The organism is Lelliottia sp. EB106-05-01-XG201, from assembly GCF_058791735.1.
In genome coordinates this window covers 3725160-3742389 of sequence record NZ_JBYTDV010000001.1, presented here as the reverse complement: position 1 = coordinate 3742389, position 17230 = coordinate 3725160, and the positions used below count along the sequence as shown (strand labels likewise).

Here is a 17230-nt window from a genome sequence, read left to right as displayed (position 1 = left end):
ACGAAAACAGATGCGAAAACAGATGTAGGCCGGGTAAGGCGTAGCCGCCACCCGGCTTTTTTTCACCCAATGCTAAACGGATCCGCATCCTGCCACGCCGGAAACTTCTCGCGGTACTCTTTCAACGCCGTCAACGACAGCTCCGCGTCAATCCGCGTCGCCTGATGTGGCTCGGCGGTCGCAATAATTTCTCCCTGCGGATTCACCACCCGGCTGTCGCCGCGATAGTGATGCCCGTTGCCATCCGTTCCCACGCGGTTACACCCTACCACGTAAGCCTGATTCTCAATCGCGCGCGCCACCAGCAGCGCCTGCCAGTGCAGCGAGCGCGGCGCAGGCCAGTTGGCGACGTACAGCGCCAGATCGTAATCGTTGCGGTTGCGGGACCAGACCGGGAAGCGCAGGTCGTAGCAGACCAGCGGCAGTATGCGCCAGCCGCGCCACTCAAACACCACGCGCTCGTTCCCGGCTTCGTAGTGATGATGCTCATCGGCCATGCGGAACAGGTGGCGTTTGTCGTAGAAGTGCAGCGTGCCGTCCGGCTCGACCAGCAGGAAACGGTTCACCGGGCCGCGCTCGGTCTGCAGCGCGGCGCTTCCGGCGACGAGCGCGTTGGTTTGCTGCGCCTTGCTGTGCATCCAGGCGACCACTTCCTCCTGCGGCAGGGACTGCTTTGCCGCCTCCATGGCGAATCCGGTGGTGAACATTTCCGGCAGGACAATCACGTCGCGTCCGGCGATCTCTTCGAGCTGGCGATCAAAATGGCGCAGGTTGGCGGGACCGTCCATCCACACCAGGGGTTGCTGTAAAAGGGTAATCTTCAGACCAGGCACAATCAGGACTCCTCGAAAGACGGCTTTTTGACACTGTAGCACGGGAAAAAGAGAAAATGTGGCAATAAAAAACCCCGCACGCGGCGGGGTTTGTGGAAGCGTTTCGTTTACGCCGCTTCAGGTTTGCGGACTTTCTCCGGCAGCTTTACCGGCTTAGTCGCCAGCTCGTCGTGCTCGAAATCATCCACGTTGATGCTGCGCAGACGGCTCTCTTCCGCTTTCACCAGCACTGCGGCTTCATTCTGGTCGATGATGCCACCTGCCAGCGCCTGTTTCGCCAGTTCGTCCAGGCGGGTAAACGGCAGGTTTTTGCCCAGCTGTTTACAGATTTTCTGGTGAATCGGATCGGCGGCCATCACGTCCAGCAGCGCCTCTTCCAGCAGACCGACCGGGTTATGCGGCGTCGGTTTCAGGTACTGACCACGACCGATACGGGAGCGGGTCGCGCTTGGCACCTGCAGGATCTTCGCCACTTTGTGATCCAGAATATCGGACGGTGCCAGGTGGTGACGACCGGTCGGGAAGATGACCGCGCGCAGAGCGCCTGCCACAAAGCGGTTCGGGAAGTTCGCCAGCAGATCGTCAATCGCCTGCTCTGCCTGGTACAGGGCATCCTGCACGCCCCAGTGGACCAGCGGCAGATCCGCTTCATGACGGCCTTCATCGTCGTAACGTTTCAGAACCGCAGAGGCGAGGAACACCTGGCTCAAAACATCGCCCAGACGCGCAGAGATACGCTCGCGACGCTTCAGGCTACCGCCCAGGACGGCCATCGACACATCTGACAGCAGCGCCAGGTTCGCACTCAGGCGGTTCAGATGCTGGTAGTAACGTTTGGTCGCATCGCCCGTTGGCGTCGAGCTGGTGAGACCGCGCGTCAGGCCCAGCCAGAAGCTGCGCATTTTGTTGCTGCCGACGTGGCCGATGTGTTTGAACAGCAGTTTATCGAACGCATCGACATCGTTGTTTTGCGCCGCCGCCATCTCTTCCAGTACATACGGATGGCAGCGAATCGCGCCCTGGCCGAAGATCATCATGCTACGGGTCAGAATGTTTGCGCCTTCCACGGTGATGGCAATCGGTGCGCCCTGATAGCCGCGCGCCAGGAAGTTGCCTTCGCCGAGCATAATGCCTTTACCGCCGGCAATATCCATCGCATCAATAATTGACTGCTGTGCGCGGTGGGTGCAGTGATATTTCACGATAGCCGAGAGCACGGCCGGTTTTTCGCCGAGCATGATGCCGTAAGTGATCAGCGACGCAGCGGCGTCCATCACATAGGCGTTGCCTGCGATACGTGCCAGTGGCTCTTCGATCCCTTCCATCTTACCGATGGAGATTTTGAACTGACGGCGGATATGGGCGTAAGCACCAATCCCCATCGCGACGGATTTCAGGCCACCGGTAGAGTTCGATGGCAGGGTAATGCCACGACCGACCGACAGACATTCCACCAGCATACGCCAGCCCTGACCGGCCATTTTCGGGCCGCCGATGATGTAATCAATCGGCACAAAGATATCTTGGCCGCGGGTCGGGCCGTTCTGGAACGGCACGTTCAGCGGGAAGTGACGACGACCGATTTCAACACCTGGGGTAGAGGTCGGGATCAGCGCACAGGTGATGCCCAGATCTTCCTCGTCGCCCAGCAGTCTGTCCGGGTCAGAGAGTTTGAACGCCAGGCCCAGTACGGTGGCGATAGGGGCCAGCGTAATGTAACGCTTGTTCCAGGTAAGGCGCATGCCCAGCACCTGCTGGCCCTGCCACTCGCCCATACAGACGACGCCGGTATCCGGGATCGCACCGGCATCTGAACCCGCTTCGGGGCTTGTCAGCGCGAAGCACGGGATTTCCTGACCACGCGCCAGGCGCGGCAGATAGTGATCTTTTTGCTCTTCGGTGCCGTAGTGTTGCAGCAGCTCACCCGGGCCTAATGAGTTAGGTACGCCGACGGTGATCGCCAGAATGCCTGACACGCCAGCCAGTTTTTGCAGCACGCGAGCCTGAGCGTAAGCGGAAAACTCCAGGCCGCCGTACTCTTTCTTGATGATCATCGCGAAGAAGCGATGCTCTTTCAGGTACGCCCACAGTTCAGGAGGCAGATCGGCCATTTCATGGGTGATCTCGAAGTCGTTGGCCATGCGGCACGCTTCTTCTACCGGCCCATCAATAAAGGCTTGTTCTTCGGCGGTGAGGCGCGGCTGCGGGTAGTTATGCAGCTTTTTCCAGTCCGGGTTGCCCTGGAACAGATCGCCTTCCCACCAGGTGGTGCCCGCGTCGATCGCCTCTTTTTCCGTGCGTGACATCGGCGGCATCACTTTACGGAAGCCGCGGAACACCGGGGCAGAAATCATTGACTTACGCATCGCCGGGACGTTAAACGGCAGCAGAATGATGGCCAGCGGCAGGACAAGCCAGATATTCCACAGACCCGCGAGGCCAAGCGCGGCAGTCCAGGCCAGCAGAATCAGGCTACTCAGAACTAAACTTACGCGGTGATAGAACAACACACCGAGCAGTACAACGGTTGCGATAATGCTCAAAATCATCATAAAGAAAAGCTCCCTTGCTTGTAGGAGGTCTGACCACTTGTGATGATATGGTTGTAGTGGATGTTATTTCTTTTAGCAATGCATTCACAAAATAATTACAACCTGGTTCACATTGTTCGGGTTTTCGCAGGCACGAATCATCAAAACGCCGGAGGATTTGCATGGCTTTAGCTTCTCGGTTTTACTGCTATCCGGTACACTCCGTTTGTTATTCATCAATACTGAAGGATTATCCTCATGTACCAGGATCTTATTCGTAACGAACTGAACGAAGCTGCGGAAACGCTGGCTAACTTTCTGAAAGATGAAGCCAATATTCACGCGATTCAGCGTGCGGCGGTTCTGCTGGCAGACAGCTTCAAAGCTGGCGGCAAAGTGCTTTCCTGCGGTAACGGCGGCTCCCACTGCGACGCCATGCACTTCGCGGAAGAGTTGACCGGTCGCTATCGCGAAAACCGTCCGGGCTACCCGGCGATTGCGATTTCTGACGTGAGCCACATCTCCTGCGTGGGTAACGACTTTGGTTACGATCATATTTTCTCGCGCTACGTTGAAGCGGTAGGCCGTGAAGGCGATGTTCTGCTGGGCATCTCGACCTCCGGTAACTCCGGTAACGTGATCAAAGCGATTGAAGCCGCGCGTGAGAAGGGGATGAAAGTCATCACCCTGACCGGCAAAGATGGCGGCAAAATGGCGGGAACCTCGGATATCGAAATCCGTGTGCCGCATTTTGGTTATGCTGACCGTATTCAGGAAATTCACATCAAAGTGATCCATATCCTGATCCAGCTGATCGAAAAAGAGATGGTTAAGTAAGTCTTCGCTGGGGGCATTTTGCCCCCGCTGTTGTGGAGGTGAAGTATGTGCGAATTGCTCGGGATGAGCGCCAATGTGCCAACCGATATCTGCTTTAGTTTCACCGGGCTGGTGCAGCGCGGTGGAGGAACCGGGCCGCATAAAGACGGCTGGGGCATTACCTTCTACGAAGGCAAAGGCTGTCGCACGTTCAAAGATCCGCAACCCAGCTTCAACTCTCCCATCGCCCGCCTGGTGCAGGATTATCCGATAAAATCTCGTTCGGTGATCGCCCATATTCGTCAGGCAAACCGCGGCGAAGTGGCGCTGGAAAATACCCATCCGTTTACCCGTGAGCTGTGGGGCCGCAACTGGACCTACGCCCATAACGGGCAGCTGACCGGGTATAAATCGCTTGAGACGGGGAATTTCCGTCCGGTGGGCGAAACCGACAGCGAGAAGGCCTTTTGCTGGTTACTGCACAAGCTGACGGAGCGTTATCCGCGCACGCCGGGCAACATGGAGGCAGTGTTTAAATACATCGGCACTTTGGCCCGCGAGCTGCGTGAGAAGGGCGTGTTTAATATGCTGCTGTCGGATGGGCGTTACGTGATGGCGTTCTGCTCGACTAATCTGTTCTGGATCACGCGACGCGCGCCCTTTGGTGTGGCCAAGCTGCTGGATCAGGATGTGGAAATTGATTTTCAAACCGAAACCACACCTGACGATGTGGTCACGGTTATCGCCACTCAGCCCCTGACGGGGAATGAAACCTGGCAAAAGATTATGCCAGGCGAGTGGGCGTTATTTTGTCTCGGGAACCGCGTAGTTTGACGCCAGCTGCGGGTGGACGACTTCATGACTCAGCGGTTTGCTGACGATGTAGCGACCATCCGCGACCGAGACGGTCGGCGGTTTGTGCGTCTGCTGGAAGTAGTCATACCCCGGTTTCAGCTGTTTCCAGAAATCCGCGTAGGTTGAGTACTTATGACGCTCCATGTTGGCATCGGTCATGCGGAACGGATAGATGCTGACCTGAACACCCGACTGGCCGAAGACTAACGCGCCGGTGACAAACTGGAAAATCTCATCAATACCGCTGTCCGTCATGGCGTAGCAGCCAATGGACACGCAGGCACCGTGAATCATCAGGTATTTACCTTCGTAACCATGCGCCCGATCGTAAGCGTTCGGGAAGCCGATGTTGATAGCTTTATAGAAGCGGCTGTCGGGTTTGAGCTGATTGCGTTGAACGGTGTAGAAACCTTCAGGACTTTTAAAATCACCCTGACGTTGTTTCGGGCCGAGGCCACCGGAATAGTTACAGATTTTGTAGCTATCAAGCAGTTGATATGTCTCGCCCATTTTGACAAATAGATCGAGCGTGCGTTCTTCCTTGAAGATCTGAATATAAACTGGTGATCCCATTAATTGCTGTTTATATTCTTTGCTGACCGGTGTGGTTGAGCTGTTGCTGCCAAGCAGCCCTGCAAACGAGACACACGGGATCAGAAGCATCGCAATGAACAATGCGATTTTACGCATACTACAAGTTCCTTGATAAAGCCAAACCAACTTGCCAGGACGGCAAAAGAGACCCGAAATCAGAATACTCTGGATTAGGAGCGCTCACATTAGCATCGCTGCATTTTTTCGCAAGAGTGAACTAATGAGTTTACAAATTAGTTGGCATTTATAACTTATCCGGCGGCGTTTGAATCCAGGAACTTTGCGAAATTGTATGTGATGTGAACATGGTGATACTTTTCAATTCTGATTCTTTAACTGTATACTTATCCAGTGAAAGGTGAGGGTTGAGTATGCGCAAAATAATCCATGTCGATATGGACTGCTTTTTTGCCGCAGTGGAGATGCGTGATAATCCGGCGCTGCGGGATGTCCCCATCGCTATTGGCGGCAGCCGCGTTAAGCGTGGCGTGATCAGCACCGCCAACTATCCGGCGCGCAAATTTGGCGTGCGCAGCGCCATGCCAACGGCGATGGCCCTCAAACTCTGCCCGCATCTGATTCTTTTGCCCGGTCGCTTCGATGCCTATAAAGAGGCCTCGATCCACATCCGCGAAATTTTCTCCCGCTATACGTCGCTCATCGAACCGCTCTCCCTCGACGAAGCCTATCTCGACGTCACGGACAGCGTGCACTGCCACGGCTCGGCCACGCTGATGGCGCAGGAGATCCGCCAGACCATTTTTAACGAGCTGAACTTAACGGCCTCCGCGGGCATCGCCCCGGTCAAATTCCTCGCCAAAATTGCCTCAGATCTCAACAAGCCGGACGGGCAGTATGTCATCACTCCCGATGAGGTTCCGGCGTTTTTGAAAACGCTGCCGCTGGGCAAAATCCCCGGCGTCGGTAAAGTTTCTGCCGCCAAACTGGAGACGCTCGGCCTGCGCACCAGTGAAGACGTGCAGAACAGCGATCTGGCGATGCTCCTCAAACGCTTTGGCAAGTTTGGCCGGGTGCTGTGGGAGCGCAGTCAGGGGATCGATGAGCGCAGTATTAATAGCGAGCGCCTGCGTAAATCCGTGGGGGTGGAACGCACCCTGGCGGAAGATATTCATGAGTGGAACGACTGCGAAACTATTATTGTCGAGCAGCTCTATCCCGAGCTGGAACGACGGCTGGCGAAGGTCAAACCCGACCTGCTAATTGCCCGTCAGGGGGTGAAACTCAAGTTTAACGACTTCCAGCAAACCACCCAGGAGCACGTCTGGCCGCGCCTGAATAAAGACGATCTGATTGCAACGGCCAAGAAAGCCTGGCAGGAGCGTCGAGGGGGAAGGGGAGTGAGGCTGGTGGGGTTGCACGTCACGCTGTTGGACCCGCAGCTGGAGCGGCAGCTGGTGCTGGGACTGTAAAAAAGCCCGGTGGCGCTAACGCTTACCGGGCCTACGTTTAGCTCCCTCTCCCGTGGGAGAGGGTTGGGGTGAGGGCATCAGACCGCACCCATCCCCACTAGCAACTTACTTAGCCGGAATCGATTTCAGCAGTTCGGTCAGCAGCGTCCAGTAGTGGCCCACGCTTTCGATATGCACCTGCTCGTCCGGAGAGTGCGGACCAGTAATGGTCGGCCCAATGGAGACCATGTCCATATCCGGGTACGGTTTCTTGAACAGACCGCACTCCAGACCCGCGTGGATCACCTGAATGTTCGGCGTGCTGTTGAACAGACGCTGATAGGTTTCACGCACCAGCGCCATGACCGGAGAGGTCGCGTCTGGCTGCCAGCCCGGGTAGCTGCCCTTGGCGGAGGTTTTCGCGCCAGACAGTTTGCCCAGAGATTCCAGCATGCTCACCACATACTCTTTACCGCTATCGATAAGCGAACGGATCAGGCAGATGATTTCTGCGCTGTCGTCAGTCATGGTCACCACGCCGACGTTCAGGGAGGTTTCCACCACGCCTTTCGCCACGTCAGAGTTGCGGATCACGCCGTTTGGCGTGGCGTTCAGCAGCTGGACAAAGCTGTCGCGAGACTGAGTCGTCAGCGCGGCTTTATCGCTGGTGACGGATTCCAGAACCACGGTCAGGTTTTTCTCTTTGATCGACAGTTCGTTTTTCAGGATATCCAGGTAGACGTTCGCCAGGTTTTTCAGCTCGTCGGCTTTATTTGCCGGGACCGCCACGGTCGCGAAGGCTTCACGTGGGATCGCGTTACGCAGCGTACCGCCGTTGAAGTCGACCAGACGCAGATCCAGCTCGGCCGCGTGACCGGCCAGGAAGCGCGCCAGCAGTTTGTTGGCGTTGCCCAGACCCAAATGGATATCACCACCGGAGTGGCCGCCTTTCAGCCCTTTCAGCGTCAGCTTGAAGGTCTGGAAACCAGCAGGAATGGCTTCACGAGTCAGCGGCAGGGTAGAGATGAAATCAATACCACCGGCGCAACCCATGTAGATCTCACCCTCTTCTTCAGAGTCGGTGTTGATCAGGATATCAGCCTGCAGCCAGTTGGCCTGCAGACCAAACGCGCCGTCCATCCCGGCTTCTTCGGTCATGGTCAGCAGCACTTCCAGCGGGCCGTGCTCAACGCTATCGTCAGCCAGCACCGCCAGCGCGGAGGCCATACCGATACCGTTATCCGCACCCAGCGTCGTGCCGCGTGCTTTCACCCATTCGCCGTCGATGTACGGCTGAATAGGATCTTTAGTGAAGTCGTGGTCGGTGTCGTTGTTTTTCTGCGGGACCATATCCAGGTGCGCCTGAAGCACAACCGGTTTGCGGTTTTCCATACCTGCGGTAGCCGCTTTACGAATCAGAATATTGCCTACCTGGTCACGCTCCGCGTGCAGGCCTTTTTCCTTCGCCCAGCCCATAATATGTTCGGCAAGCTGTTCTTCGTGATAGGAAGGGTGAGGAATGGAACAGATTTTGGCAAAAATATCCCACAGCGGCTGTGGAGATAATTGAGACAGTTCAGACACGATAAGTCTCCTTGTCGTGGCGCTGCAAACAAGCTTGCAGGTCACAGGGTTAGCAGGGTGATAGTCAGCACAAGTCGGGCTTGCGAGATGAGGTTGAGAATACCACTTTCTCCGTCCGCTGCTAGCATAAAGCAAGTAAAAACTCCCCGCTGGGCCGCTTAACACTGGTTTTTAGTGCGTCAGATCTCTATAATCTCGCGCAACCTATTTCCCCTTCGAACACTTTTTAAGCCGTATATAAACAGGCTGGGACATCACATGAGCGAAAAATACGTCGTCACCTGGGACATGTTGCAGATTCACGCGCGCAAACTGGCTGCACGCCTGATGCCTTCTGAACAGTGGAAAGGCATTATTGCCGTGAGCCGTGGCGGTCTGGTACCGGGCGCACTGCTGGCGCGTGAACTGGGTATTCGCCATGTCGATACCGTCTGCATCTCCAGCTATGACCACGATAACCAGCGCGAGCTGACCGTGCTGAAACGCGCTGAAGGCGACGGCGAAGGCTTCATCGTCATCGACGATCTGGTGGACACCGGCGGTACCGCGGTTGCGATCCGCGATATGTATCCAAAAGCGCATTTCGTCACCATCTTCGCCAAACCGGCTGGTAAGCCGCTGGTTGACGACTACGTGATCGACATCCCGCAGGACACCTGGATTGAGCAGCCGTGGGATATGGGCGTGGTCTTCGTGCCGCCGATTTCTGGCCGTTAATGACAGAACGAAATTATTTTTAACGCCCGGTGATGCCGGGCGTTGTTTTTTTTAGCCTCCAGCGCGTTACAATGGACTCTATGTGACGTAATCATGGAGGCAGCGCGCAATGACCCAGGCGAATCTTAGCGAAACCCTGTTCAAACCTCGTTTCAAACACCCGGAAACGTCGACGCTTGTTCGTCGCTTCAACCCTGGCACTCAGCCTGCTGTGCAGTCCGCCCTGGACGGCAAAAACGTGCCGCACTGGTATCGCATGATTAACCGTCTGATGTGGATTTGGCGCGGCATTGATGCCCGTGAAATTCTCGACGTGCAGGCGCGCATCGTCATGAGCGAGGCCGATCGCACCGACAGCGATCTCTACGATACGGTGGTCGGTTATCGCGGCGGCAACTGGATCTACGAGTGGGCCTCTCAGGCGATGATTTGGCAGCAAAAAGCCTCCCAGGAGCAGGACCAAACCCTCAGCGGCAAGCACTGGCTCCACGCCGCCAACCTCTACAGCATCGCTGCTTATCCACATCTGAAGGGCGACGACCTCGCGGAACAGGCGCAGGCGCTGGCGAATCGCGCGTATGAAGAAGCCGCCCAGCGTTTGCCGTGCAACGTCCGCGAAATCGAGTTCACCATTCCCGGCGGCGCGCCGGTCACTGGATTCCTGCACATGCCGCCAGGCGAAGGCCCGTTCCCGACGGTGATGATGTGCGGTGGTCTGGACTCTCTGCAAATTGATTATTTCAGCCTGTTTGAGCGCTACTTCGCACCAAAAGGGGTCGCGATGCTGACGCTGGATATGCCGTCGATCGGTTTTTCCTCGAAGTGGAAGCTGACGCAGGACTCCAGTTTATTGCACCAGCATGCGTTAAAAGCGCTGGAGAATATTCCCTGGGTGGATCACACCCGCGTGGCGGCGTTTGGCTTCCGGTTTGGTGCTAACGTCGCGGTGCGTCTGGCGTATCTCGAATCGTCGCGCCTGAAAGCGGTGGCCTGTCTGGGGCCAGTTGTCCATGCGCTGCTGAGCGATCCGACGCGTCAGGGAAGCGTCCCGGAGATGTATCTCGACGTCCTCGCCAGCCGCCTTGGCATGCATGATGCGTCAGACGAAGCGCTGCGCGTGGAGCTGAATCGCTATTCCCTCAAAACGCAGGGTCTGCTCGGGCGTCGTTGCCCAACGCCGATGCTGTCCGGCTTCTGGAAGAACGATCCCTTCAGCCCGGAAGAGGAGTCGCGTTTAATCACCTCGTCATCTTCGGATGGCAAGCTGCTCGAGATACCCTTCAGCCCGGTGTATCAGAATTTTGACAAAGCATTGAACGAGATTACACGCTGGATCACCCAGAGATTGTGTTAATAGATTGCTAAATTTTGATGGTTTGGTAAAACAGTGGCTTCACAAAAGGAGATCGCAATGACGTTACCGAGTGGACACCCGAAAAGTAGACTGATTAAGAAGTTCATGGCTCTTGGCCCGTATATTCGAGAAGAGCAGTGTGAAGAGAATCGCTTTTTTTTCGACTGCCTGGCTGTTTGCGTCAACGTGAAGCCTGCACCCGAAAAACGGGAGTTCTGGGGCTGGTGGATGGAGATGAACGCGGAAGAGAAGCGTTTTACTTATAGCTATCACTTTGGTTTGTTTAACAAAGATGGCCACTGGGAAGCGACAACTATCAAAGATCAGGAAGTGATCGATCGTCTGGAATTGACCCTGCGTGGTTTCCACGACAGAGCGCGCGAACTGCTGGCGACGCTGGATTTAAAGCTCGAACCGGCTGATGACTTCACTAACCAGCAGGTTAAGCTCTCCGCTTAACGCTTTACCCGCCTAAGCGACAGACAATAAAAAACCCGGCCATTTTCGCGCCGGGTTCTTTTTTATCCAATATCAGAACTGGTAGGTCATACCAACGGCAACGATATCATCGCTGCTCACGCCCAGTTTATTATCGTCGTCCAGCTGGTTGATTTTATAATCAACAAACGCGGACATATTTTTGTTGAAATAATAGGTCGCGCCGACGTCGATGTATTTCACGATGTCTTCATCGCCGATACCTTCAATATCCTTACCTTTGGACTGGACATAGCCCAGGGAAGGACGCAGACCGAAATCGAACTGATATTGTGCTACCACTTCGAAGTTCTGCGCTTTATTGGCGAAGCCACCGGAAATTGGGGTCATATTACGGGTTTCAGAATACATCGCCGCCAGGTAAATATCGTTGGCGTCATATTTCAGACCGGTCGCCCAGGCTTCCGCTTTATCGCCTTCGCCGCGTGCCAGCAGATTCTGCGCGTTGGTACGGTCAGAGTTGGTGTACGCGCCGCTGACGGCGAAATCGCTGCCGCCGAAATCGTAAGTCAGAGAGGTGCCGAAGCCGTCACCGTTCTGTTTCTTAGGATCGCGACCTTCGTTTTTGCCCTGGTACTGGAGGGTCATGTCCAGGCCATCGATCGCGCCGAAGAAGTCGGTGTTGCGATAGGTCGCAAGGCCGGTGGCACGCTTAGTCATGAAGTTATCGGTCTGCGCGGAAGAGTCGCCGCCGAATTCCGGGAACATATCGGTCCAGGCTTCCACGTCATACAGTGCGCCGAGGTTACGACCGTAGTCGAAGGAGCCGAAGTCTTTCAGCTTCACACCCGCGAAGGCCAGACGGGTTTTCTGTGTGGAATCGCTCTCGGCTTTATTGCCGGAGAATTCAGCTTCCCAACGGCCATAACCGGTCAGCTGATCGTTAATTTGGGTTTCGCCTTTAAAACCAAAACGGACGTAAGTCTGGTCGCCGTCTTTAGTATCGTCATCACTCAGGTAATGCATTGCTTTTACTTTGCCGTACACGTCCAGTTTATTACCGTTTTTATTATAAACTTCAGCTGCGTGTACAGATGCGGAAGCCACTACGCCCATTACCACTAATGCCAGAGTGCTCTTTTTCATTTTCAATCCTGATGTTTTATAAAACGCGCTAATATTCGCTGAGCAATAAGATTCGGCTTATTACCCCGTGAAAAACAGGAAGGGTTTTATCGTCTGCGGGTGAAGGTTTTATGACAAAGTAAGAATATGTTTAAAAAAGTATGTTTTATTTTTTCAGTCATAAATCTGTCAAAATCTGCCGCTACGCTTCCTGATCCCGCGCAACAAAGTGGCGTGCTCAGTGCGCCAGCAGTTGGCAACGGCGCTGAGTCCTGTTAAAACGTCTGATTGACATCATTTTCCCTTATTGTTGAATGGCAGAGAATCATGAGTGACAGCCAGACGCTGGTCGTAAAACTCGGTACCAGTGTTTTAACAGGCGGATCGCGCCGCCTTAATCGCGCCCACATTGTTGAACTTGTCCGCCAGTGCGCACAGCTTCATGCCGCAGGTCATCGTATTGTGATTGTTACGTCAGGGGCGATTGCCGCCGGGCGTGAACATCTGGGCTACCCCGAACTCCCCGCCACCATCGCCTCTAAACAGCTGCTGGCCGCGGTCGGGCAAAGCCGTCTGATTCAACTGTGGGAACAGCTGTTCTCTATCTATGGCATTCACATTGGGCAGATGCTGCTCACTCGCGCCGACATGGAAGACCGGGAACGCTTCCTGAACGCGCGCGACACCCTGCGTGCGCTGCTGGATAACAACATCGTTCCGGTCATTAACGAGAACGACGCGGTGGCGACGGCTGAAATCAAAGTCGGCGATAACGATAACCTCTCGGCACTGGCGGCGATTCTGGCCGGTGCGGATAAACTGCTGCTGCTGACGGATCAGCAGGGTCTGTTCACTGCCGACCCGCGTAACAATCCGGAAGCACAGCTGATTAAAGATGTGCACGGCATCGACGACGCCCTGCGCGCCATCGCCGGAGACAGCGTTTCCGGGCTGGGCACCGGCGGAATGGGTACCAAGCTGCAGGCCGCCGATGTCGCCTGTCGCGCGGGGATCGACACTATCATCGCTGCGGGCAGCCGTCCGGGCGTGATTGGCGACGTGATGGAAGGCCTCTCTGTCGGCACCCGTTTCCACGCTCAGGCTTCCCCCCTGGAAAACCGCAAACGCTGGATCTTTGGCGCACCGCCAGCCGGTGAAATCACCGTGGATGAAGGGGCGACCTCAGCGATTCTGGAAAGAGGGAGTTCATTACTTCCGAAAGGAATTAAAAGCGTGACAGGCAACTTCTCCCGTGGTGAAGTGATTCGTATCTGCAATCTTGAAGGTCGCGATATTGCCCACGGCGTTAGCCGCTACAATAGCGACGCGCTGAGACGCATTGCCGGGCATCATTCACAGCAAATCGACGCAATTCTGGGCTACGAATATGGCCCGGTTGCTGTGCATCGTGACGATATGATCATTCGCTAAGGAGCCAATCATGCTGGAACAAATGGGCGCAGCTGCCAAAGCCGCCTCTTATAAACTGGCGCTCCTTTCCAGCCGCGAGAAAAACCGCGTTCTGGAAAAAATCGCTGACTATCTGGAAGCTCAGTCGCCGCAAATTTTACTCGCCAACGAGCAGGATTTAGCTGAAGCGCGCAACAACGGCCTGAGCGAGGCGATGCTCGATCGTCTGGCGCTGAACCCTGCGCGCCTGAAAAGCATCGCCGACGACGTGCGTCAGGTCTGTAATCTGGCCGACCCGGTTGGGCAGGTGATTGACGGCGGGCTGCTCGACAGTGGCCTGCGCATCGAACGCCGCCGCGTGCCGCTCGGCGTCATCGGCGTGATTTATGAAGCGCGCCCGAACGTGACTGTCGACGTCGCATCCCTGTGCTTGAAAACGGGTAACGCGGCCATTCTGCGAGGCGGGAAAGAGACATGGCGCACCAACGCGGCGACCGTGAAAGTCATCCAGCAGGCGCTGGAAGAGTGCGGTCTGCCAGCGGGTGCGGTTCAGGCCATCGAGAGCCCGGATCGCGCGCTGGTCAATGAAATGCTGCGCATGGACAAATATATCGACATGCTGATCCCACGCGGCGGCGCGGGTCTGCACAAGCTGTGCCGCGAACAGTCGACCATTCCGGTGATCACCGGCGGGATTGGCGTGTGTCATATCCTGGTGGATGAGAGCGCCGAATTCGCGCCAGCGCTGAAGATTATCGTCAATGCTAAAACCCAGCGTCCGAGCACCTGCAACACCGTTGAAACACTGCTGGTGCATCAGGGTATCGCAAAGACGTTCTTGCCTGCGCTAAGTCAGCAAATGGCCGAGAGCGGCGTGACGCTGCATGCGGATGACAACGCGCTGGCACTGCTGAAAGATGGCCCCGCCAAAGTGGAAGCGGTCAAAGCGGAACAGTATGACGACGAGTATCTGTCGCTGGATCTGAACGTGAAAGTGGTCGCCGATCTGGACGATGCCATCGCCCACATTCGCGCCCACGGCACGCAGCACTCCGACGCGATTCTGACTCGCACCCTGCGCAACGCCGATCGCTTTATCAATGAAGTGGACTCTTCGGCGGTCTACGTCAACGCCTCAACGCGCTTCACCGACGGCGGCCAGTTTGGGCTGGGTGCCGAAGTGGCGGTCAGCACGCAAAAACTGCACGCCCGCGGCCCAATGGGTCTGGAAGCGCTGACCACCTACAAGTGGATCGGCTTCGGTGATGATACGATTCGTGCGTAAATAAACGAGGGTGATGCAAAAATAGGCATTTGATTCTCAAGGCCATTGACGCATCACCCCGTTAGTTTTAACCTTTTGCCCCGTGGTTACACTCGTAACCGGCCTCTCAGGGCCGATATAGCTCAGTTGGTAGAGCAGCGCATTCGTAATGCGAAGGTCGTAGGTTCGACTCCTATTATCGGCACCATTCAAGCAAGCATCTCAAAAAGTTAATTCTAGTCTTCTGCAACCTTCATACTCTAGCTTGTAGCCCTTTCCTATTCTTTTGGGATCTCGGGATGACTTGTTTATGACTTCATTTAAGGTATGCCCTTTTCGATTAGCTCGTAGAGCTTAACCAAGGTTTCTTTGTAAAGCGATTATGGGGCAAAGTCGAATGTTCAATTGTCGCTGGCTTCCTGATAGGATTAATCTGTACTTTTTTATCTGGGATAGGGATATGAAAAAAACTTTGATTGCAACGTTAGTGGGCATAACGATGTTAACTGGATGTGGGCCACAAGAGTTGACTCCAGAACAAAAACAAGAAATTGCTGCTCTGAAAGCCGAATTGTCCCAAACTGAGGGGGAAATTTCCGCAGCGAAAGATCTTGAAAAACAATTTTCGGGTGGATTGATAAAGAATCTGACTACGGCAAGACTGGAAATATTAGGAACTAATAAGGCTCTTTTGGAGCAGCGAATTAATGCTGTTGAATCCGGAGCCAAAATTGACGTCGTCATATCTGGGGTAAAACCCGATCTTGAACTTGCTGACTCAATTAAAAATGAAATTGGTAACCTCAATGTAAAAATCAACGAAGCTAAGGCAGATGCCAGTCAGTATAGCGGTGGGTTAATACAGGCACTTAAATTATCAACTGTTGCCACAGAAGAGCAGAGTATGGCAATGCTCCAGCAAAAATACCTCACAGCGAAATATGGCCTCGCTGAAGTCAAGTTGGCACCAGCACAAGATAATATCTCCAAAAATAACCCAGGGTTGGAGGCAACGGCTAAAGCGCCTCAAGAACAACCTGCTTTGCTGCCTCCAGCAGAAGGTCCGTTTGGCTTAGAAGCTGGTCTGACACAGAAAAATATAGAAGATATGATCGGTGCAAAGCTCAAGCCTCTTCCTGACAGCGTGAATCTGTATACTTCCGATAAGTTACCAAAGCAAAATGCTGATTTTGAAATGTATGGTTTGCTGATTTCGCCGAAAGTGGGCTTATGTGAAATCAGGGCTGTGGGTAAAAACATTGATACTGATAGCTATGGAATTGCTCTTAAATCCAAATTTGAAGATTTGACCAATTCTTTAACTACGCTCTATGGAAAGGCTGAGAGTACTGACCTTTTATTGGCGGGTTCAATCTGGAAAGAACCTCAAGACTGGATGATGGGACTAAACAAAAAAGAACGCTTCTTATCTGCTACGTGGAAAGGAACAAAAGAGACGCCGCTTAAAAATAACATTCATGCTATCTCAATTGGAGCCAGAGCGAATAGTTCTGAACAAGGTTATATTTACCTCGAGTACTTATTTACAAATGATGAGGTTTGCCAGGAAGAGATTGATGGGGCGAAAAGAAATTCACTTTGATTGATGCTGTCAACTTTTTATTTTAATTTTTTATATTTAAGGTTTTTTGAATATAAGGCCGTCTCTCTCTGAAGTGAGGGAGGCGGTTTTTGATTATATATCTGTCTATGAGTTGAATTTTCTTTGAATAAAAAAGAGTTGTTTATTTATAGTATTAACTTAAAGACTGATGCCATTTTTTAAGTGGAACAAGCCAACAAGGAAACCCCCATGCTCATCCAGGAAGTATTACATAACAAAAAAGACTACCTTGAACTCCTTCTCTTAGGCGATGAGCAGGAGGATATGATCGATCGCTATCTCGACGCAGGGCGGATGTTCAAGCTGGATGATAATGGCGTGAAATGCATTGCCGTCGTTCTGGCGTTAAACAGCCACGAGTGTGAACTGAAAAATATCGCGACCGATCCTGCATCCCAACGAAAGGGATACGGCAAGGCTATGATCGAATTCCTGAAAAAAACCTACTTTACGTCTTTTAACACCATGTATGTCGGTACCGGCGATGTGCCTTCTACCCTTGATTTCTATCAACGTTGTGGGTTTGTTGAGTCCCATCGGGTGACGGATTTCTTTATCGATAATTATGATCATCCTATCTTTGAGGGCGGCATACAGTTACGTGATATGGTTTATCTGAAACAAACCCGATGACCACTACAACCCAGAATCAAATTTCCTGCAAAAAGGGAGCGAC

15 protein-coding genes and 1 tRNA gene are annotated in these 17230 nt (G+C 54.0%); 11 read left to right on the top strand and 5 right to left on the bottom strand.

Annotated elements, in window-relative coordinates:
* Positions 1-62: 62 nt before the first annotated feature.
* Entirely contained in the window at positions 63-833 is a 771-nt protein-coding gene (locus AC3WS9_RS17500; protein WP_282492756.1) for an amidohydrolase, read from the bottom strand.
* 107 nt (positions 834-940) lie between these two features.
* Positions 941-3385 carry an acyl-CoA dehydrogenase FadE gene (fadE, locus tag AC3WS9_RS17495; protein WP_285145332.1) on the bottom strand — a complete coding sequence of 815 codons (2445 nt, stop codon included), beginning with the start codon at positions 3383-3385 and terminating at the stop codon, positions 941-943.
* Between the two features lie 237 nt (positions 3386-3622).
* Between fadE and lpcA the strand changes: the two genes are divergently transcribed.
* Both lpcA and AC3WS9_RS17485 read left to right on the top strand, forming a co-directional pair.
* Positions 3623-4201 (top strand): D-sedoheptulose 7-phosphate isomerase, encoded by a 579-nt coding sequence (gene lpcA, locus AC3WS9_RS17490; protein WP_282492754.1) that lies wholly within the window; start codon positions 3623-3625, stop codon positions 4199-4201.
* A gap of 45 nt (positions 4202-4246) precedes the next feature.
* Positions 4247-5014 carry a class II glutamine amidotransferase gene (locus tag AC3WS9_RS17485; protein ID WP_285154680.1) on the top strand — a complete coding sequence of 256 codons (768 nt, stop codon included), beginning with the start codon at positions 4247-4249 and terminating at the stop codon, positions 5012-5014.
* Here the strand turns inward: AC3WS9_RS17485 and dpaA are convergent.
* Positions 4985-5725, bottom strand: a complete 741-nt coding sequence (dpaA, locus tag AC3WS9_RS17480; RefSeq protein ID WP_282492752.1) for a peptidoglycan meso-diaminopimelic acid protein amidase — start codon at positions 5723-5725, stop codon at positions 4985-4987. The two genes, AC3WS9_RS17485 and dpaA, sit on opposite strands and share 30 nt — an antisense overlap.
* Before the next feature lie 275 nt (positions 5726-6000).
* Here dpaA and dinB point away from each other — a divergent pair, with 275 nt between their 5' ends.
* A complete protein-coding gene (gene dinB / locus AC3WS9_RS17475; protein ID WP_492489592.1) occupies positions 6001-7059 on the top strand; it encodes a DNA polymerase IV in 1059 nt (352 codons plus the stop codon).
* Between the two features lie 105 nt (positions 7060-7164).
* Here dinB and pepD read toward each other — a convergent pair whose 3' ends face one another.
* Positions 7165-8622 carry a cytosol nonspecific dipeptidase gene (gene pepD / locus AC3WS9_RS17470; protein WP_285149849.1) on the bottom strand — a complete coding sequence of 486 codons (1458 nt, stop codon included), beginning with the start codon at positions 8620-8622 and terminating at the stop codon, positions 7165-7167.
* A 258-nt stretch (positions 8623-8880) separates the two neighbouring features.
* Here pepD and gpt point away from each other — a divergent pair, with 258 nt between their 5' ends.
* The 3 genes from gpt (at position 8881) to crl (ending at position 11152) form a co-directional block, all read left to right on the top strand.
* Positions 8881-9339, top strand: coding sequence for a xanthine phosphoribosyltransferase (gene gpt, locus AC3WS9_RS17465; RefSeq protein WP_282492749.1), 459 nt, complete (start codon positions 8881-8883; stop codon positions 9337-9339).
* 109 nt (positions 9340-9448) lie between these two features.
* Complete coding sequence (gene frsA, locus AC3WS9_RS17460) at positions 9449-10693, top strand: esterase FrsA (protein WP_285145325.1); 1245 nt, start codon at positions 9449-9451, stop codon at positions 10691-10693.
* Positions 10694-10750: 57 nt separating this feature from the next.
* Positions 10751-11152 (top strand): sigma factor-binding protein Crl, encoded by a 402-nt coding sequence (gene crl / locus AC3WS9_RS17455; protein WP_282492747.1) that lies wholly within the window; start codon positions 10751-10753, stop codon positions 11150-11152.
* 72 nt (positions 11153-11224) lie between these two features.
* Here the strand turns inward: crl and phoE are convergent, their stop codons facing one another.
* Entirely contained in the window at positions 11225-12277 is a 1053-nt protein-coding gene (gene phoE, locus AC3WS9_RS17450; protein ID WP_282492746.1) for a phosphoporin PhoE, read from the bottom strand.
* Between the two features lie 306 nt (positions 12278-12583).
* Between phoE and proB the strand changes: the two genes are divergently transcribed.
* The 5 genes from proB to AC3WS9_RS17425 all read left to right on the top strand — a co-directional run bounded on the left by proB (position 12584) and on the right by AC3WS9_RS17425 (position 17187).
* A complete protein-coding gene (gene proB / locus AC3WS9_RS17445; protein ID WP_285145324.1) occupies positions 12584-13687 on the top strand; it encodes a glutamate 5-kinase in 1104 nt (367 codons plus the stop codon).
* Between the two features lie 10 nt (positions 13688-13697).
* The gene (gene proA, locus AC3WS9_RS17440) at positions 13698-14951 is read left to right on the top strand and encodes a glutamate-5-semialdehyde dehydrogenase (protein WP_492489588.1); all 1254 of its coding nucleotides are present in this window, start codon (positions 13698-13700) and stop codon (positions 14949-14951) included.
* A gap of 111 nt (positions 14952-15062) precedes the next feature.
* Positions 15063-15138: transfer RNA gene (locus tag AC3WS9_RS17435), tRNA-Thr, on the top strand.
* 252 nt (positions 15139-15390) lie between these two features.
* Positions 15391-16533: a hypothetical protein gene (locus AC3WS9_RS17430; protein WP_492489586.1), complete on the top strand. Its 1143-nt coding sequence runs from the start codon at positions 15391-15393 to the stop codon at positions 16531-16533.
* 210 nt (positions 16534-16743) lie between these two features.
* Positions 16744-17187 (top strand): GNAT family N-acetyltransferase, encoded by a 444-nt coding sequence (locus AC3WS9_RS17425; RefSeq protein ID WP_492489584.1) that lies wholly within the window; start codon positions 16744-16746, stop codon positions 17185-17187.
* Positions 17188-17230: the final 43 nt, after the last annotated feature.